We start from the raw sequence: 15,783 nt of genomic DNA, 5'->3' as shown, positions 1-15,783 counted from the left end.
CTATCGGGGCTTTTTGCTTGAATTAATAATGGATCCCTTATCTTTATCCTGAAAATTGCTTAAAACCTTATAATTTACATTTGTGTTTGTTGCTTTTATAATCTCTAATCTCAATCCTTTGAAATCAATTATATCACCATCATTTAAGTCATATTGAAGCTCTTGAGTAAATGCTGATCTTGCTAAATCGCTTATGAATTCACGATAGATAAATTTTAAATTATTATCTACTTTTCCCTTAAAAATAAATTCCTGTTTACCACATTCATTGCAGTCTTTACGATAATACTGAAGGTTTTATAGATAACTCTTTTTTGTCTTTCATGACAATTGATTTGTCTTTTCTATGTACTGCAATTCCAAATGCAAAATGTATTGTGCCACTTTCTTGATCCTTCTTCTTATTTGAATATAAATCCCAGAATTGATGCATTCACGAGAGAGGTAAAATATCGCCAGATTTATAGGGATAATTAAAAAGTTACACCTACAGGACATTCAATGATTTCAACAGCATCCCTTTCTTCCTTTTTGAATTAAAACATCTCCAATATCATTATTTAAACTCTTGTTTAATTCTACGTTAGTAATTTCTCTTGATTTTAATGATACCCAAGTTATTTTCGGCGCACAAGAAACATACAAATAACAAGCATTTATCCTAATAAAATTTCCTTCATTTGTTTAATTTAAATTTTTAAGTACTTATGATCTTGACAAGAAATCCCAGAGAGAATCAGGCTTTTTTTGACTCATATTAAGGTTTGCTTTGCAAGGAGCTACTTATTATTCATACAGTTTCTAACAATTTCTGTACCTTTCGTATTAAAATGATCATCTACATTCTGCCAATCAATAGGATTATTTGTTTTTTTTGCTATTTCTGTTAATCGATTATGTTCTTTCGTGTATTTAGTATCTTCAAGCTCCACAATCATAACTATCATCATTAGAACAAGCAATAATAATAGTTCCTATAATTAATAACAAAATTTTCTTCATTTTTTTTATTCCTAATTATTTATCATTCTTTTTCTAATTTCAGAAACTTCATCAATATTTATAATACCTTCATTATAAAGCTTTTCTATAGTTTGAATTTCAGTTTTGTAATACGCTTTTTTTTCTTCGGACATTGCAATTTTATGTTCATCCGCATGGCTTTTACCATCATTCTTCACGGCCCAAATTAAACCTACTACCCAGCCTAAAAATGTCCACCCTAATAAAAGATTCAAAATAAATATTGCCAAAAAGTCTTTATGCTTTCTGGCCAAAAATGATGGTAGCAAGTATAATCCAACACCTACGATTGTAATTGCCATTGCACCTAAACCAAGTCTTTCCATTTTTTTTTAATTAAATTAATTATTTTTCGCGGTTCCGTCATCTGTTAATGCCCAAATAAGAGCAGCAATCCAACCTAAAACAGTCCAGCCCAATAAAATAATAAGTACTAAAATTGCACTAGAGTTTTTATGCTTTCACGTAGAGCAATACAATTAACGCTAGCATTATAAATACCCATTAGTTCTATTTTTAAGCTATTTAATACTTTTTATTACTTAGGAATTGGACATAAAAAAACGCCTAACGTTTCACACGTAGGCGCTTTTACCAAAATTCAAATTACTACTATCCTACAAGTATTTGGCAAATATCACAAAGTGATTTAGTTTTAAAGCATAAAGTAAGACATTAAAACAATACCATAAGACTATTTAAGTAGCTTCAAAGAAAAATTTTCTTCCATCTCTAACTCTTTTTCGATGACTACTAAACACTATTTTTTTGCTAAAGAATAGTCATTGTTATTTATCCATTTTACAATCGTGCTCTCTGCAAAAGAAAGCTAATTACAATATAAATTATACTAAATCAAACATAAAAGGCAACTACAAGATATATTTACAAAACCTTATAAATCTATATTAGAATTTTGCACAATTACCATTGAATAATATTTATTTTTTTCAAATCATCTATAAAAAGGTTCGAGAATTGTCCCGTTAGGGCTACAAAATAAAAAACACCACTGAAAAGTTGGTGTTTTTTTTTTGTTTATGAAAGGTGCATATGGAAGAATTTGTTGTCTATATTCTTTATTCTGAAAGATTTAATAAAAATTATACTGGTTTTACTTCTAATTTAATCGAAAGATTTAAGTCTCATAATTATCTTGGAACAAAAGGATTTACTTTAAAATTTAGACTCTGGACTGTAATTCATGTTGAATTTTTCAATTCCAAATCTGAAGCAATGAAAAGAGAGAAATTTTTTAAAACCGGAATTGGAAGAGAATTTATTCAAAATATTATTCATAATTTATAGCATGCAGGATTTATATCCGCCACGGCGGACACGGGTTCAACTTCCGTCCTCGCTACAAAATAAAAAACACCACTGAAAAGTTGGTGTTTTTTTGTTTTAAAAGTATCTAAATGGAAGAATTTGTTGTCTATATTCTTTATTCTGAAAGATTTAATAAAAACTATACTGGTTTTACTTCTAATTTAATCGAAAGATTTAAGTCTCATAATTATCTTGGTACAAAAGGATTTACTTTAAAATTTAGACCCTGGACTGTAATTCATGTTGAATTTTTCAATTCCAAATCTGAAGCAATGAAAAGAGAGAAATTTTTTAAAACCGGAATTGGAAGAGAATTTATTCAAAATATTATTCATAATTTATAGCATGCAGGATTTATATCCGCCACGGCGGACACGGGTTCAACTCCCGTCCTCGCTACAAAATAAAAAAACACCACTGAAAAGTTGGTGTTTTTTTCATTTATAACATACGCTAATGGAAGAATTTGTTGTCTATATTCTTTATTCTGAAAGATTTAATAAAAACTATACTGGTTTTACTTCTAATTTAATCGAAAGATTTAAGTCTCATAATTATCTTGGAACAAAAGGATTTACTTTAAAATTTAGACCTTGGACTGTAATTCATGTTGAATTTTTCAATTCCAAATCTATAGCAATGAAAAGAGAGAAATTTTTTAAAACCGGAATTGGAAGAGAATTTATTCAAAATATTATTCATAATTTATAGCATGCAGGATTTATATCCGCCACGGCGGACACGGGTTCAACTCCCGTCCTCGCTACAAAATAAAAACCCTTAAACATTTGATGTTTAAGGGTTTTTTATTTAAATTCATTAGAACTTAAAACCTTACTCCTTCATAAAAATAAGTTCGTTAACCAAATCTATCTCGTCCTGACTTATGGTATGTCCCATGTTTTCATAGATTTTTTTAGTAACAGCTGCTCCCATCTTTTTAAGAAGAGCTTCTGTTTCATTTACTCTTTCAACAGGAACATGAAAATCGGGATCGCTTGTGCCGATAAAAATTGGTGTACTGTCGAAGTTTCCTGAGTAATGATCTTCATAAACTTTATCACCAATAAGCCCACCGGTAAAAGCAACTATACCTCCATATTTAGCTGCATTTCTGGCTGTAAATTCTAAGGCCAGACAAGCACCCTGAGAAAATCCAAGAAAATAGATATTCTCTTTTTCAATTCCGTTTTGCTGAATTGCAATAACAACTTGATGAATAGCCTCTAATGATTTTGAAAATGAAGGCTCATTTTCATTAATAGGCACTAAAAAAGAATAAGGATACCAGGTTCTGTTTTCTGCCTGAGGGGCAACCAATGCAAAATCATCGACATTCAGATGTTTTGAAATCGAAAGAATATCATGAGCGCCTGCACCACGTCCGTGAATCATGATCAAAGCCTTTTTAGCATCATTTAATGGCACACCGTCTGTTGTAGTTTCTACATTCATAATAGTATGTTTAAAATTATTTTTTCCAGATATCCTGATACTCATCCGGATGTTTTTTGAATTGTGCATGTACATAAGGACAAAGTGGCAAAACCATCAAATTATTAGCACGTACATAAGATGTCATTTCTTCTAAAAGTTTTTTAGCATATCCTTTTCCCTCTCCTTCAGGTTCAACACCTGTGTGGTAGACAGTCAGTAAATCAGGTTTAATACTTACCGTCATTTCACCCAGCTTTTTATCATCAACATAAAGATTAAAAGCTCCGTGTTTTTTCTCGTCTAATTCCAGTTTTATTGTTTCCATATCTTTTTACTTAAGAATCTAATTTACTAAATTTTAAATTAATTAATTTTAACTAAATGATTTTCAATACTTGATCTTTGAGATTCGTACTGTGCAGGAAGTTTTAAGTTTTGACCTAATTCTTCTAAGCTTTCATCAATTGTAAATCCAGGGTTATCGGTTGCAATTTCAAACAAAACGCCACCTGGTTCCCTAAAGTATAGCGAATGAAAATATTGTCTGTCTATTTGTGGTGTAATTGACAATCCGTAAGCTTCTATTTTTTCACGAAAGTGCATTAAAATTTCATCATTCTGGACACGGAAAGCAACATGGTGAACAGATCCATTAGCAACATGACCGCGTTTTTCATCTGCCAGTTCTACTAAGTCAACAATTGCGGCATTTTCTACTGCATCAGTTGCATAACGGTAACGGTTTACATCCTGATCAATCAATTTGTAACCAAATATTTCTGTTAAGATTGCAGCAGTTGGTTTTATATCGTTTAAAGTCAAAGTAATATTATGAAAGCCTTTTGTTGCCACATCAGCTTTTACTTCATCGGTTTCCCAGCCTTTTCTGTTGTCTCCTGTTTTAGATTCGATTAATTCTAATTTCAAACCGTCCGGATCAAGGAAAGTAAGGTATTTTTCTCCGAATTTTTCAGCAGGTTTATTGTAGATTATATTATATTGTTCAAAACGTTTCTGCCAGAAATCAAGACTTCCTTTCGGAACAGAATATCCAATTTCGGTAGCCATCCCAGATCCTTTTCTTCCTTGCTGAATTCCTTCTCCCCAAGGAAAAAAGGTTAAGATAGTTCCTGCGCTTCCTGTTTCGTCTCCAAAGTAAAAATGATACGTTCCAGGGTCGTCAAAATTCACTGTTTTTTTAATGAATCTTAATCCTAATATTTTTGAGTAAAAATTGAAATTACGTTTAGCGTCACCTGCAATTGCAGTAATATGGTGTAAGCCTAAGATTTTATTTTCCATGGTATTTTATGTTTTAAGTTATTGTGATTTTCTTTTACAAATTTACTTCTGCTATCGTTATTTATCGATTAACCTAGATTAAGAAATAAAACTCAAAACGAATACAATACAGACTTTAATTTCAGATCTAAATTGTTCTTCATCTAATAGAATCGTTTTTATATCACAAGTAGAGTCTGCCACATTAAGCATAAAAAGAAGACTGTTGCAGATGCTTATTAATTAATTTTCTCTACACATTAAAAAAACATAAAAAATAGCAATGCTAATTGGCGTTAAAGTGCCATTTTTGTAAACTAATTAATGTGCAAACAACATGGATATAGTCAAATTTAAAATCACATCAAAAACGATAAAAGTAGAAGTACGCAATTCGAATAATTATGTCTTTAATTTTAATACCGCCTTGGAGATTGAAAAAGAAGACAGAGATGTTTTATTAAAACTATACAATGCATTAGATATTCTTTTTAAGAAAGAAACTCCAAGCGAAGTGAAAAATTACATTTCGCCTAATCAAACTAATATCTTGGATCAAATTTCAGCTGTTGACAATTTAGAACAGGAGCAATAAACTGTTATAATCTGGAACAACTTTTCAATCTTACCGGCATCTAAAAGTATTTTACTTAATTTTGTATAAATACAAATTCCACTAAATGAAGCGTTCCGGTACAGCAGATCTTCCATTACATTATGGACATGTTCCATTGTGGCTTGCTGAACGAATGTCTAAACTTGGTTTTGCAATTGTAGAAACGATTGCTATGGAATTTTCTACTTCAGAATTGATAAGCAAACTGAGCAATCCTTTTTGGTTTCAAAGTTTTGGCGCTGTTATGGGAATGGACTGGCATTCTTCGGGAATTACGACTTCCGTACTTGGCGCTTTAAAGAAGTCCGTTAATCCTCATTCAAAAGAACTCGGAATATACATCTGCGGAGGCAAAGGAAAACATTCCATGACAACACCACAGGAACTTTTATTTGTGGGCGAAAAAACAGGTCTTGACGGAAATAATCTGGCAAATTGCAGCAGACTTACTGCCAAAGTTGACAATACAGCTATTCAGGACGGATTTCAATTATACCAACATAATTTTATTGTTGATAATAAAGGGCAATGGGCCGTTATTCAACAAGGAATGAATCCCAACTCTAAAACGGCAAGAAGATACCATTGGCATTCGCAAGATTTAAAGTCTTTTATAAATGAACCGCATACTTTTATTTATGGCGAAAATCAGGGAAGTATTTTAAATCTCACTGCTGAAGCGGCCACAAAATCAAGAGAAGGTATTTTAGAATTATCGAAAGAATCTCCAACAAAAATCATGAAGGAAATGCAGTATCTTTCTATGCCAGCGCATCATGATGTCAGAATGGAAGATGTGAATATGAAAAGACTCGGCGCAATGCTATGGACAACCCATGAAAATAAGCCGGAAGATTTTGAAGAACTTTTGCTTTTAAAAGGAATGGGACCAAGAGCTTTACAATCATTAGCATTGGTTAGCGAAATAATTTACGGTACTCCCACCCGATTTGAAGATCCTGCACGCTTTTCTTTTGCTCATGGCGGAAAAGACGGGCATCCATTTCCTGTTCCTGTCAAAATCTATGACGAAACCATTGATACCTTGCAGAGAGCTATTAATAGAGCTAAAATTGGCAATAACGATAAGATAGAAGCTATTCGGAAATTATCTGAAATCTCCAGAAAAGCAGAAGAAAGCTTTACTCCTAATGCTAACTTTGACGCCTTGATTCAAAGAGAAAGAGATGAATCACACAAATATGGCGGACGAACTATTTTTGGAGATGCTAAACCTCCTAAAAACAAACCAGCAAATCCAAATAATCAATTGGAATTATTTTAAGTTCATTTCGTAGCCAGAGTTATTTTCATAGAGATATTCAGTAATTACCGAACAATTAACAATTCATTCTCGTAAATAAATTAGCTTTATATTAGCAATAACAAAATTCAAACATGGCAAATCAGTTCGAAAACATCATTAAAAAAGCTTATAACGCTTTCAACGAAAGAAATATCGATGATGCACTATCAACAATGCAATCAGATGTGCAATGGTCAAAAGCCTGGGAAGGTGGTTACATTTCCGGACATGATGAAATAAAACATTATTGGACCAGACAATGGACAGAAATAAATCCGAAAGTAGAACCTGTGGGCTTTAATGAAAGAGAAAATGGAAGTTTAGAAGTTAAAGTCCATCAAAATGTAAAAGATTTACAAGGCAATTTAATGTTTGACGGATTTGTAAAACATATCTACACATTTGAATATGGATTAATAAAAACAATGGACATCGAACTGGTTGAAAATAATTAATTAGAAAAATAAAAACATGTCAATAAAACAAGAGTCAGAATTAATCGGAATGAAAAAAGCCAGCGAAGCAGTTGCTTATGCCTTAAAAGAAATGAGAAATTTTACCAAACCTGGAATGACAACAAAGGAGCTGGACGAATATGGAGGAAAAATCCTTAATGATTTAGGTGCAAAATCAGCCCCCTATTTAACTTATGGTTTTCCAGGATGGACTTGCATCAGCGTAAATAATGAATTCTGCCATGGTATTCCATCAGATAAGAGAATACTTAAGGAAGGCGATTTAATTAATATTGATGTTTCTGCAGAATTAGATGGCTTTTGGTCAGACAACGGAGGTTCATTTGTTATTGGAGAAGATAAAAACGGACATCAAAAACTGGTCGATGCTTCAAAAGATATTTTAAGACAAGCGATAAACAATATAAAAGGCGGGGTAAAAATTTCTGAGATAGGATATCTTATAGAAACAGAAGCAAAAAAAAGAGGTTACAAAGTAATAAAAAATTTAGGTGGCCATGGTATTGGCAGAAGTCTGCATGAACAGCCAGATGAATTACTAAATTATAAAAATCGTTTTGACCAAAGACGTTTTAAGAAGAACTCAGTTGTAGCTATTGAAACATTCATCTCAACAGCTTCATCTCAGGCAGTAGAACTTAATGACGGCTGGACAATGGTTGGTAACAAAGGTGGTTTTATGGCACAACACGAACATACAATTGTGGTTACTGAGGGCAAACCAATCGTTCTGACCGAAATGAATGGAATCTGGAATTAAGAAAGCCAGATGTTCAACATAAATTTATTCAAAAACCACAATCATATCAAATTAATAATCAACACCTTAGAGATGTAAAAATAATAATTATGCTTTTAGGTATGCTTTTTGTTTAACTCTCTTTATTAATAATAATTTAAAAAATTGAAATCATGAAATCATTAAAATATTTATTTATAGGATTGTCGCTTTTGGCAATTAATTTTTCAAACGCTCAGGTGAATGTTAATGTTAACATTGGAACACCTCCAGCGTGGGGGCCGGTTGGATATAATGATGTACGTTATTATTATTTACCAGATCTGGAAACTTATTATGATGTAAGCACATCAAATTATATTTATATCAGTAACGGAAAATGGTTAAGAGCCAGAACATTGCCATCTGTTTATAGAAATTATGATCTTTACAATGAATATAAAGTAGTGTTAACAGATTACAGAGGAAACGCTCCTTATGACAATTTTAAAACGCATAAAGTAAAATACGGAAAAGGTTATAAAGGAAAACCTCAAAAAACAATTGGACAAAAACCGGGGAAGGGAAATAATAAAGAAGGAAAAGACAATGGAAACCATGGTCATGGAAATGGAAATGGCAAAGGAAACGGAAAACATTAAAATTAAGAGGCTTTAAAAGGCCTCTTTTTTATTGTCTTTTTATTTATTTATTTATTTAATATCTGGAATCTTTTCTATCATATGTTTCCAGTATCTTTTTGGCATATGCTGAATATGAAGTTTCATGTTTTTTCTGGATTCAATATTTACACTGCTAAAATAACATCTCCACAAATTCTGAAAAAATTCTTCATTCTCATCACATATTTCAGTTAAATGATTAGCTGAATTTGACTTAGAATTAAACTGCAGTTCTATTGTAGAAACATTTTCAAGGTTATAATAAATTCCATACTTCCGTTTTAGGTCATAAATTAACCATCGCTGATCTGCATATCGTTTTTTAAAATGACTTTCTATCAAAGGCAAAACATCACAATCAGGCTCAATAATAGCATAATACAATTGGTCTTTGGTGAGTTTAAAACGCACAAAGGCTTCCATGCGGTGCGCTTCTTTTCTGGTCAATCGGGTTGCTTTTCTCAGTTCCCAAACATCACTGTTTCCAAAATCTTCTTCGACATTTACAAAACTGGAGAATACATATTGAGTAAACCGAAACATAATCTCTTCAATCTGATTGACATCCGATAAAAATGCTTTATAAATCCCTTCAAATCCTTCTGATGAAAGACGTTGCTTTAAACCTTTCAAAACCCGATTTGCCTTTGATACATCTGTTACTACAAAATGGTTTTCTGCAAAAAGTAAAGATGCAGAAGCTTCATTTTTGGCAAAAACAATATCCTGAAATTTAAATTCATAAATCTCAAATACAGCCGTCAGCCAGCCTTCAAAAGTTCCATCATAAATTACTTGTGTCATTTCGATTAAAATAAAGCAAGCTGATTAGAGAAATCATTTTTGTACTTACTCTTTTGGAGATTTAAAATCTGATCCTTGATTTGAATGGAAGTTAAATCCTTCTGCAATTGAAACGGCGTAGCGAAAGCCAGAAAATATTTGGCCCGAGAATAGGCAATTCCCAGCTTTCTCAAATCTTCCGGAAAAAGTTTTTTAAATTGTCTGGCCGCCACAATTTTTTTTGCACTTAAATATCCAATTCCGGGGATACGCTTTATCAATTCCAAATCGGCAATATTGATGTCAACGGGAAATTGGTTGAGGTTACGTAAAGCCCATCCCAATTTAGGGTCAATGTCAAGATCGAGGTTGGGTTGGTTAAAACCTACTATTTCATTGACATTAAATCCGTAATAGCGAATGAGCCAATCGGCCTGATACAACCGGTTTTCGCGAATTATAGGAACCGGCGTGCCAATAGCAGGAAGCCGATTATCATGACTGATGGGCACATAACCCGAATAATAGACGCGTTTCATATTCATTTGTTGATAAAAATAATCGGCCATGCCCAAAATCTCAAGATCACTTTCTTTTGTTGCCCCAATAACCATTTGTGTGCTTTGTCCAGCCGGAGCAAAAAGTGGTGCTTTATAATTCAGTTTTTTTTCTTCTTTATAACCGACAATTTCATTTTTAAGATATACCATCGGCTTAATCACATCACGGTGATTTTTATCGGGTGCCAGTAATTTCAGACTTTGCTCTGTTGGCATTTCGACATTTACACTTAAGCGATCTGCATATATTCCGGCTTCTTTCAGCAATTCATCGCTGGCTCCCGGAATCGCTTTCAGATGAATGTAGCCATTAAAATTATGCTCCAATCGTAATTTCCTGGCGATTCTCACCAAACGTTCCATGGTATAATCGGCATTATCAAAAATACCCGAACTCAAAAACAATCCTTCAATATAATTTCTTCGGTAAAAACCTATAGTTAGATCTACTACTTCCTGCACCGTAAAAGCGGCACGTTTCACATCATTACTTTTTCGGCTGACACAATAGGCACAATCAAAAATACAATGGTTGGTAAGCAGGATTTTCAATAACGATACACAGCGTCCGTCTTCGGTAAAAGCATGACAAATACCATAACCTTTGGCATTGCCTAATCCTTTGTTTTTATTCTCCCTTTTACTTAATGCGGACGAACACGAAACATCGTATTTTGCCGCATCGGCTAGTATGCCCAGCTTCTCCATCACTCTCTCGTTCACCATTTTGATTTGTTTTTATTTGAATTTGGAAATAAAAATTCATTACTTCAAAATTAGTTGTTTGGTGGAAAAAAGGGCTGGAATTTGTTGTTCTAAATTGTATCTATTTAAAGCATTGCCTAAACTTCTATTCTCATTTTTGTCAGATTGCAGTGAATATGCAAAATACAAACAGGATCGTAAAAACACGTTAAAATTGACAAGGTGTAACAGTTTTTCGACATAAAAAAATACATTTGTTAAAACGAAAACAAAGAGAGTCTTTTCACTAATAATCGCCAAACCTGAAAGTGTACTGTTATGGAGCATGATAAATTTATTTTCTGTCTGGAAGGCGTTCCTGATGTAGATACTTATTTAGAGACTCAAGTGGTTAAAAACTTAGAAGAAATTGCCATTGATCAAGGTATTGCGAGTATTTATAAAACCTGTGATACTATTGAAGGCTTAGAAGAAAGCTTAAATGTTTTGCTTTATGAAGATCATAATTTTAAGGATTATGAAATCATCTATTTAGTAATGCCCGGCGAACCTAACAACATTTGCCTTCATGATTATTACTATAGTCTTGAAGAAATAGCTGAACTTTTTGAGGGAAAAATGAAAGGCAAAATCATTCATTTTGCTAATAAAAAAATATTAGATCTCAAGGAAGACGAAGCACAATATTTTCTGGACATAACCGGCGCAAGGGCAATCTCAGGTTACGGATCGACTTATAATAAAATAGCTAGCAGCAGTACTATCGATAAAGCTTTTTTTAGTTTGTATCAGGACAATGATGATCTTACGGAAGTGGTTGAAGAATTATACCAAAAACATTATGCACTTTGTCAATTGCTTGATTTTAGATTGTATTACTGATAAAAAATAAACCAATTAAATTAACCAACCCACAACTTAAATTAAATGAAACAACTTTACGCTCGCTCTTATCCATTTTGGGTCACTTCCAGAATTCTTTTAATTGTAGTTGGCCTTGTAGATATTTGGAGAATATGCACGGAATACAAGAGTTTTATCGGTACAGATTTACTTTCACTTGTGTTTTTAATCGTAATGTCGATTATTTTTTTTGGCGAAATCACAAAATCGAAACCCAAAATGTTTCTCAAGTATGTTGCCGGGCTCACCACATTGGGTTTGGGTCTTTTCATTGTTTATTATAAATTTTCAGAACCAGAAAGCACGTGGATTAATCCTGAAACCTACAATAAATTTGATTATAAAAAAGGACTGACTTATCTGTTTGCCATATGGCTGATCCTATTGGGATTATTTGATTTTTTCAAATTTGAATCTGATTCTGACAATTAGAAAAGCAACATGAAAGCAAAAACAGATGAAAAAATAAAAACTTACGGACCAAAAGGATTTCGGGAGCGGTTTCTTGGCGAAGAAAACCCTATGCACTTGCTTTTTAAATCAAATTCAGATCATTTTTTTTGCCTGAAAGTTGAAGAAATGATGCAACTTCGTTATACGGTTCCTCCTTCAAAGCACAATTGTTTTACACTGCTTTTTATTACATCTGGTACACACATCATGAAAATTGGTTATGAAGAATATCAAACTTATCCAAACGAATTTATTATCGTTCCGGCGGGCCAGATTTTTTCAATAGAACACATTAACAATAATCACTGCGGTTTTATTTGCCAGTTTCATCCTGATATTTTAATTGGAAAATATGGCAGTCGTGAAACGCTTAATGACTTCGATTTCTTGAAAATATCCGGAACTCCCAAAATTACGATTCCAGAAAAGGATGCTGTTTTTATTCTTAATCTATTAAATCGTTTACAAACAGAATATCTCGAGAATGAAATAGCCAATTTAAATATTGTACAGTCTTATTTGATGGCATTATTTTGCGAAATGAATAAAAATGCCCTAAAAACTCTTAAAATTGGCTCAGCTGCAACAGTTCTTTCTAATAAATTTAAAGAACTCATATATGCCAATATCAAAACCCAGCATCAGGTTAAATTTTATGCCTCGTTGCTTAATGTTACACCGAATCACCTAAACAAATCAGTTAAATCTTCAACAGGAAAATCAGCGACCAAATGGATTGAAGAAACCATTTTATTAGAAGCTAAATATTTACTGTTTCAAACTACGTTATCAGTAAGCGAAATTGCTATGCAAGTGGGTCATGAAGATCATTCTTACTTTAGTAGATTCTTTAAAAAACATGAAGGTTTAACTCCGGTTCAATACCGAAAAATGATTGATAAGTCCTAATTATTGATTACGATATCCTATTTAATTCTTTTGTTTTTATTGAAATTTGCACATTGAAAAAAAACAAATTATGATTTATGTTTTTAAAACAAATGTCGATTCAAAATCAAAATTAGAATTCGCCACTGCGTTACTTTCTGAATTACTACCTCATGCCTTATGGAATTTTGATCTTGAAGATTGTGATAACATTTTACGAATCGATAGTGAAACCGAACTTTCTGAAATAGTTCTCCAAAACGATATTTTTGATTGTATCGAATTGGAATAAAATCACACGCCCTTTTCTCTCAACCTCAGCTTATCATTATGGAAACTACCTTGCATCAAAACAAAACTTTTGACACTATTGATTATTCAGATCAAAAATTATCGGATAACGAATTTGTAAATTGTGAATTCATCAATTGCAATTTTTCTAAAAGTGATTTTAGTTCTGTTGATTTCTTAGACTGCACTTTTAAAAACTGTAATCTTTCATTGGCCATTCTTAAAAATACCGGACTTAAAAACATCAAATTTATTGGCTGCAAATTAATGGGATTAGACTTCAGTTCCAGCAATAGTTTTTTGTTTTCCATGCAGTTTCAGGATTGCCTTTTAGATTATTCTACTTTCATTTATAAAAAACTGAAGAAAACCAACTTCATAGATTGTTCTCTAAAAGATGTCGATTTCTCAAATACTAATTTGTCTTTCGCCACTTTTAAAAATTGCGATTTGGCAAACGCCACTTTCGTGGAATGTATCCTGGAGAAAACTGATTTTCGTTCTTCGAGAAATTATGCATTTGATCCTTCTGAAAACAAAATCAAAAGGACAAAAGTTTCACATGCTGCATTGGCGGGATTGTTGGAAAAATTTGATTTGGATATTGAATAATATTTTTTGAATCTGTTTAGATGGACCGCGGATAAACACAGATTTAAACGGATTTATTTTTACCTTGATATTTACAAAAACAAAAAAGGGATACAAAACTGCATCCCTTTCTTAGTTAAAATTTAATATGTAATTCTTATTGCCTCCAACGTGGATCTCCGACTTTATTATCTATCAATGTTTGATTTTGAATTTTAAAATTACCTGTTGCTGCATCAACAAATTGAGGATTTAATGTGGTTCCGGCCGTATCAGGTCTATTATTCGCAAGTGGAATAGGATTCGCATTTAAATTTGGCGAATTGAAATAATTATTACTTGTAAACGTTGGATTTGCAGTCGCAGTCTCTCTTGTATACGGTGCAGGCGTATTTGAAAACAATGTGTTTTTAACGGCAATTACATTAGTAACAAAACGTGTATACAAAATTGCATTAGCAGCAGTATTTAACATATTTGGATTATTGATCGTACAAGAATCAATTAATACATTGGTTGTTAAACCTGTAAGACCAGCATCCATACGAATGAAGTATCTTGCTGTTGCACAATTGTTAAAAGTGCTATTTTTTAGAGTGAGTTGTCCTACATGAGAACCTCTAACGTCTATAAATTCTCCACCAGTTGTTAGTACATTGGTAACAATACTATTATCTACTACTATGGAAGTAATTTTTGCAGCAGTTAAATTTGCACTAATTAATGATACACCATAATCATGTATAGTACAACCACTTATTAAAAGAGCACCATAAGTAACACTATTATCATTGTATTTAACAACTGAAACTGCAGCTCCAGCGGCTCCTTTATCTCCTTTTAAATCAAGATCTATCAAGCTAACATTAGCTGCCCCAGTAGTTAATACAAAGTTTAAATGAAGTTTTGGTGTGTTAAAACTGCGAAGCCCTCTTAATGTTATTGATTTGTTTAAGGTAATCGCTCCGGTTTGATTTGCAGCCGTATAATCACCAGGCTCCAAAACTAATATAGCTCCAGACGCTGCATCAGCAATTTTCTGTATTAAGTCATCCGTGCTTTTAACCAAAATACCAGTTCCAATATCAATTCCTGTTTTAAAAGTAACTACACCTCTTTTCTTAGTTCCATTTAACAAGGTAGCAGTGTAATCAGTTTCTCCTGTAAGTCCTGTCACCACAGCTACACCGGCTGCTTTTTCTGCTGGAGTAATAGTATGTGTAATACTTCCCGGCATTACCGAAATTTGAGTAACTGTACTATTAGGAACCCATCTTAAAGTAACTTGTTTTGCCTCAATATCTGCGGGTTGTACAGGTAAGAAAAGCTGTTCAGATAAAGTTGTTGCAGTTGTTACTGACCATTTTGAATCTGCTAATCCGGTTGTGATTGCTTTTACTCTTATTGAATAAGTAGTTTCCCCTTCAAGTTGTACTGTTAAAGGCAATTGACTTCCTGTAACTTGTAGCGTTTTATAAATCACTTTAAAATCGGGGTCATCGGCACTAAATTCAACTGTATAATGATCTGTAGCAGAATTTACAGTCCAATTAAGTTCAACGAAAGTTTGGTTTCTCACTTTTGCAGTTAGTTCAATCGGAGAAAATTCTCGTGTATTTCCTATACCGTCTAATAGCTCCTCAGTATAACTTTCGCAGCTTGAAACTGCAAACGCAACTAATAATGTGGCTATTAATCCTTTTACTATATATTTTGTTTTCATCATAATATCTTATAATT

At 32.7% G+C, this 15,783-nt stretch carries 20 protein-coding genes and 1 pseudogene; 13 read left to right on the top strand and 8 right to left on the bottom strand.

Annotated elements, in window-relative coordinates; all coding sequences use genetic code 11:
• Window positions 1–1,013 precede the first annotated feature (1,013 nt).
• Both AC6CH4_RS09490 and AC6CH4_RS09485 read right to left on the bottom strand, forming a co-directional pair.
• Entirely contained in the window at window positions 1,014–1,349 is a 336-nt protein-coding gene (locus AC6CH4_RS09490) for a superinfection immunity protein (RefSeq protein ID WP_498102336.1), read from the bottom strand.
• Window positions 1,350–1,364: 15 nt separating this feature from the next.
• Window positions 1,365–1,472 (bottom strand): annotated as a pseudogene (locus AC6CH4_RS09485) (superinfection immunity protein); the annotation flags it as partial.
• Between the two features lie 604 nt (window positions 1,473–2,076).
• Between AC6CH4_RS09485 and AC6CH4_RS09480 the strand changes: the two are divergent.
• The 3 genes from AC6CH4_RS09480 (at window position 2,077) to AC6CH4_RS09470 (ending at window position 3,063) form a co-directional block, all read left to right on the top strand.
• Entirely contained in the window at window positions 2,077–2,331 is a 255-nt protein-coding gene (locus tag AC6CH4_RS09480) for a GIY-YIG nuclease family protein (RefSeq protein ID WP_498102334.1), read from the top strand.
• A 110-nt stretch (window positions 2,332–2,441) separates the two neighbouring features.
• Complete coding sequence (locus AC6CH4_RS09475) at window positions 2,442–2,696, top strand: GIY-YIG nuclease family protein (RefSeq protein ID WP_498102332.1); 255 nt, start codon at window positions 2,442–2,444, stop codon at window positions 2,694–2,696.
• A 112-nt stretch (window positions 2,697–2,808) separates the two neighbouring features.
• A complete protein-coding gene (locus tag AC6CH4_RS09470) occupies window positions 2,809–3,063 on the top strand; it encodes a GIY-YIG nuclease family protein (protein WP_498102330.1) in 255 nt (84 codons plus the stop codon).
• A 123-nt stretch (window positions 3,064–3,186) separates the two neighbouring features.
• On the opposite strand, the gene AC6CH4_RS09465 is transcribed toward AC6CH4_RS09470, so the two are convergent.
• Genes AC6CH4_RS09465 through AC6CH4_RS09455 form a run of 3 tightly spaced genes read right to left on the bottom strand, consistent with a single transcriptional unit; the run spans window position 3,187 to window position 5,091 of the window.
• Entirely contained in the window at window positions 3,187–3,807 is a 621-nt protein-coding gene (locus AC6CH4_RS09465; protein ID WP_498102328.1) for an alpha/beta hydrolase, read from the bottom strand.
• A gap of 16 nt (window positions 3,808–3,823) precedes the next feature.
• Window positions 3,824–4,114 carry a GNAT family N-acetyltransferase gene (locus AC6CH4_RS09460; RefSeq protein ID WP_498102326.1) on the bottom strand — a complete coding sequence of 97 codons (291 nt, stop codon included), beginning with the start codon at window positions 4,112–4,114 and terminating at the stop codon, window positions 3,824–3,826.
• A 38-nt stretch (window positions 4,115–4,152) separates the two neighbouring features.
• Complete coding sequence (locus AC6CH4_RS09455) at window positions 4,153–5,091, bottom strand: ring-cleaving dioxygenase (protein WP_498102324.1); 939 nt, start codon at window positions 5,089–5,091, stop codon at window positions 4,153–4,155.
• A gap of 316 nt (window positions 5,092–5,407) precedes the next feature.
• Between AC6CH4_RS09455 and AC6CH4_RS09450 the strand changes: the two genes are divergently transcribed.
• The 5 genes from AC6CH4_RS09450 to AC6CH4_RS09430 all read left to right on the top strand — a co-directional run bounded on the left by AC6CH4_RS09450 (window position 5,408) and on the right by AC6CH4_RS09430 (window position 8,848).
• On the top strand, window positions 5,408–5,665 hold the full coding sequence (locus AC6CH4_RS09450) for a hypothetical protein (RefSeq protein WP_192187260.1): 258 nt from the start codon (window positions 5,408–5,410) through the stop codon (window positions 5,663–5,665).
• Window positions 5,666–5,750: 85 nt separating this feature from the next.
• Window positions 5,751–6,971 (top strand): DUF763 domain-containing protein, encoded by a 1,221-nt coding sequence (locus AC6CH4_RS09445; RefSeq protein ID WP_498102322.1) that lies wholly within the window; start codon window positions 5,751–5,753, stop codon window positions 6,969–6,971.
• A 113-nt stretch (window positions 6,972–7,084) separates the two neighbouring features.
• Window positions 7,085–7,447: a nuclear transport factor 2 family protein gene (locus tag AC6CH4_RS09440; protein ID WP_498102320.1), complete on the top strand. Its 363-nt coding sequence runs from the start codon at window positions 7,085–7,087 to the stop codon at window positions 7,445–7,447.
• 16 nt (window positions 7,448–7,463) lie between these two features.
• Entirely contained in the window at window positions 7,464–8,228 is a 765-nt protein-coding gene (gene map / locus AC6CH4_RS09435; RefSeq protein WP_498102318.1) for a type I methionyl aminopeptidase, read from the top strand.
• 152 nt (window positions 8,229–8,380) lie between these two features.
• A complete protein-coding gene (locus tag AC6CH4_RS09430; protein ID WP_498102316.1) occupies window positions 8,381–8,848 on the top strand; it encodes a hypothetical protein in 468 nt (155 codons plus the stop codon).
• Window positions 8,849–8,899: 51 nt separating this feature from the next.
• On the opposite strand, the gene AC6CH4_RS09425 is transcribed toward AC6CH4_RS09430, so the two are convergent.
• A complete protein-coding gene (locus tag AC6CH4_RS09425; protein ID WP_498102314.1) occupies window positions 8,900–9,673 on the bottom strand; it encodes a TIGR03915 family putative DNA repair protein in 774 nt (257 codons plus the stop codon).
• 5 nt (window positions 9,674–9,678) lie between these two features.
• Complete coding sequence (locus AC6CH4_RS09420; protein WP_498102312.1) at window positions 9,679–10,938, bottom strand: putative DNA modification/repair radical SAM protein; 1,260 nt, start codon at window positions 10,936–10,938, stop codon at window positions 9,679–9,681.
• A gap of 297 nt (window positions 10,939–11,235) precedes the next feature.
• Here AC6CH4_RS09420 and AC6CH4_RS09415 point away from each other — a divergent pair, with 297 nt between their 5' ends.
• The 5 genes from AC6CH4_RS09415 (at window position 11,236) to AC6CH4_RS09395 (ending at window position 14,064) form a co-directional block, all read left to right on the top strand.
• Window positions 11,236–11,799, top strand: coding sequence for a DUF6642 family protein (locus tag AC6CH4_RS09415; RefSeq protein ID WP_074659533.1), 564 nt, complete (start codon window positions 11,236–11,238; stop codon window positions 11,797–11,799).
• Between the two features lie 45 nt (window positions 11,800–11,844).
• Window positions 11,845–12,252, top strand: a complete 408-nt coding sequence (locus AC6CH4_RS09410; RefSeq protein ID WP_498102310.1) for a hypothetical protein — start codon at window positions 11,845–11,847, stop codon at window positions 12,250–12,252.
• Window positions 12,253–12,261: 9 nt separating this feature from the next.
• On the top strand, window positions 12,262–13,182 hold the full coding sequence (locus AC6CH4_RS09405; protein ID WP_498102308.1) for a helix-turn-helix domain-containing protein: 921 nt from the start codon (window positions 12,262–12,264) through the stop codon (window positions 13,180–13,182).
• A 70-nt stretch (window positions 13,183–13,252) separates the two neighbouring features.
• Window positions 13,253–13,453, top strand: a complete 201-nt coding sequence (locus AC6CH4_RS09400) for a hypothetical protein (RefSeq protein WP_498102306.1) — start codon at window positions 13,253–13,255, stop codon at window positions 13,451–13,453.
• 38 nt (window positions 13,454–13,491) lie between these two features.
• Window positions 13,492–14,064: a pentapeptide repeat-containing protein gene (locus tag AC6CH4_RS09395; RefSeq protein WP_498102304.1), complete on the top strand. Its 573-nt coding sequence runs from the start codon at window positions 13,492–13,494 to the stop codon at window positions 14,062–14,064.
• Between the two features lie 136 nt (window positions 14,065–14,200).
• On the opposite strand, the gene AC6CH4_RS09390 is transcribed toward AC6CH4_RS09395, so the two are convergent.
• Complete coding sequence (locus AC6CH4_RS09390; RefSeq protein ID WP_498102302.1) at window positions 14,201–15,769, bottom strand: DUF5123 domain-containing protein; 1,569 nt, start codon at window positions 15,767–15,769, stop codon at window positions 14,201–14,203.
• Between the last annotated feature and the right edge of the window lie 14 nt (window positions 15,770–15,783).

This window comes from Flavobacterium sp. GQ95 (genome assembly GCF_059758655.1).
This window is presented reverse-complemented; position numbering and strand designations above follow the sequence as displayed.

What these genes read in the sequence shown, in the direction of transcription:
- AC6CH4_RS09490 (WP_498102336.1), bottom strand. Translation starts at nt 1,349, where the DNA reads ATGGAAAGACTTGGTTTAGGTGCAATGGCAATTACAATCGTAGGTGTT.
- AC6CH4_RS09480 (WP_498102334.1), top strand. Translation starts at nt 2,077, where the DNA reads ATGGAAGAATTTGTTGTCTATATTCTTTATTCTGAAAGATTTAATAAA.
- AC6CH4_RS09475 (WP_498102332.1), top strand. Translation starts at nt 2,442, where the DNA reads ATGGAAGAATTTGTTGTCTATATTCTTTATTCTGAAAGATTTAATAAA.
- AC6CH4_RS09470 (WP_498102330.1), top strand. Translation starts at nt 2,809, where the DNA reads ATGGAAGAATTTGTTGTCTATATTCTTTATTCTGAAAGATTTAATAAA.
- AC6CH4_RS09465 (WP_498102328.1), bottom strand. Translation starts at nt 3,807, where the DNA reads ATGAATGTAGAAACTACAACAGACGGTGTGCCATTAAATGATGCTAAA.
- AC6CH4_RS09460 (WP_498102326.1), bottom strand. Translation starts at nt 4,114, where the DNA reads ATGGAAACAATAAAACTGGAATTAGACGAGAAAAAACACGGAGCTTTT.
- AC6CH4_RS09455 (WP_498102324.1), bottom strand. Translation starts at nt 5,091, where the DNA reads ATGGAAAATAAAATCTTAGGCTTACACCATATTACTGCAATTGCAGGT.
- AC6CH4_RS09450 (WP_192187260.1), top strand. Translation starts at nt 5,408, where the DNA reads ATGGATATAGTCAAATTTAAAATCACATCAAAAACGATAAAAGTAGAA.
- AC6CH4_RS09445 (WP_498102322.1), top strand. Translation starts at nt 5,751, where the DNA reads ATGAAGCGTTCCGGTACAGCAGATCTTCCATTACATTATGGACATGTT.
- AC6CH4_RS09440 (WP_498102320.1), top strand. Translation starts at nt 7,085, where the DNA reads ATGGCAAATCAGTTCGAAAACATCATTAAAAAAGCTTATAACGCTTTC.
- map (WP_498102318.1), top strand. Translation starts at nt 7,464, where the DNA reads ATGTCAATAAAACAAGAGTCAGAATTAATCGGAATGAAAAAAGCCAGC.
- AC6CH4_RS09430 (WP_498102316.1), top strand. Translation starts at nt 8,381, where the DNA reads ATGAAATCATTAAAATATTTATTTATAGGATTGTCGCTTTTGGCAATT.
- AC6CH4_RS09425 (WP_498102314.1), bottom strand. Translation starts at nt 9,673, where the DNA reads ATGACACAAGTAATTTATGATGGAACTTTTGAAGGCTGGCTGACGGCT.
- AC6CH4_RS09420 (WP_498102312.1), bottom strand. Translation starts at nt 10,938, where the DNA reads ATGGTGAACGAGAGAGTGATGGAGAAGCTGGGCATACTAGCCGATGCG.
- AC6CH4_RS09415 (WP_074659533.1), top strand. Translation starts at nt 11,236, where the DNA reads ATGGAGCATGATAAATTTATTTTCTGTCTGGAAGGCGTTCCTGATGTA.
- AC6CH4_RS09410 (WP_498102310.1), top strand. Translation starts at nt 11,845, where the DNA reads ATGAAACAACTTTACGCTCGCTCTTATCCATTTTGGGTCACTTCCAGA.
- AC6CH4_RS09405 (WP_498102308.1), top strand. Translation starts at nt 12,262, where the DNA reads ATGAAAGCAAAAACAGATGAAAAAATAAAAACTTACGGACCAAAAGGA.
- AC6CH4_RS09400 (WP_498102306.1), top strand. Translation starts at nt 13,253, where the DNA reads ATGATTTATGTTTTTAAAACAAATGTCGATTCAAAATCAAAATTAGAA.
- AC6CH4_RS09395 (WP_498102304.1), top strand. Translation starts at nt 13,492, where the DNA reads ATGGAAACTACCTTGCATCAAAACAAAACTTTTGACACTATTGATTAT.
- AC6CH4_RS09390 (WP_498102302.1), bottom strand. Translation starts at nt 15,769, where the DNA reads ATGATGAAAACAAAATATATAGTAAAAGGATTAATAGCCACATTATTA.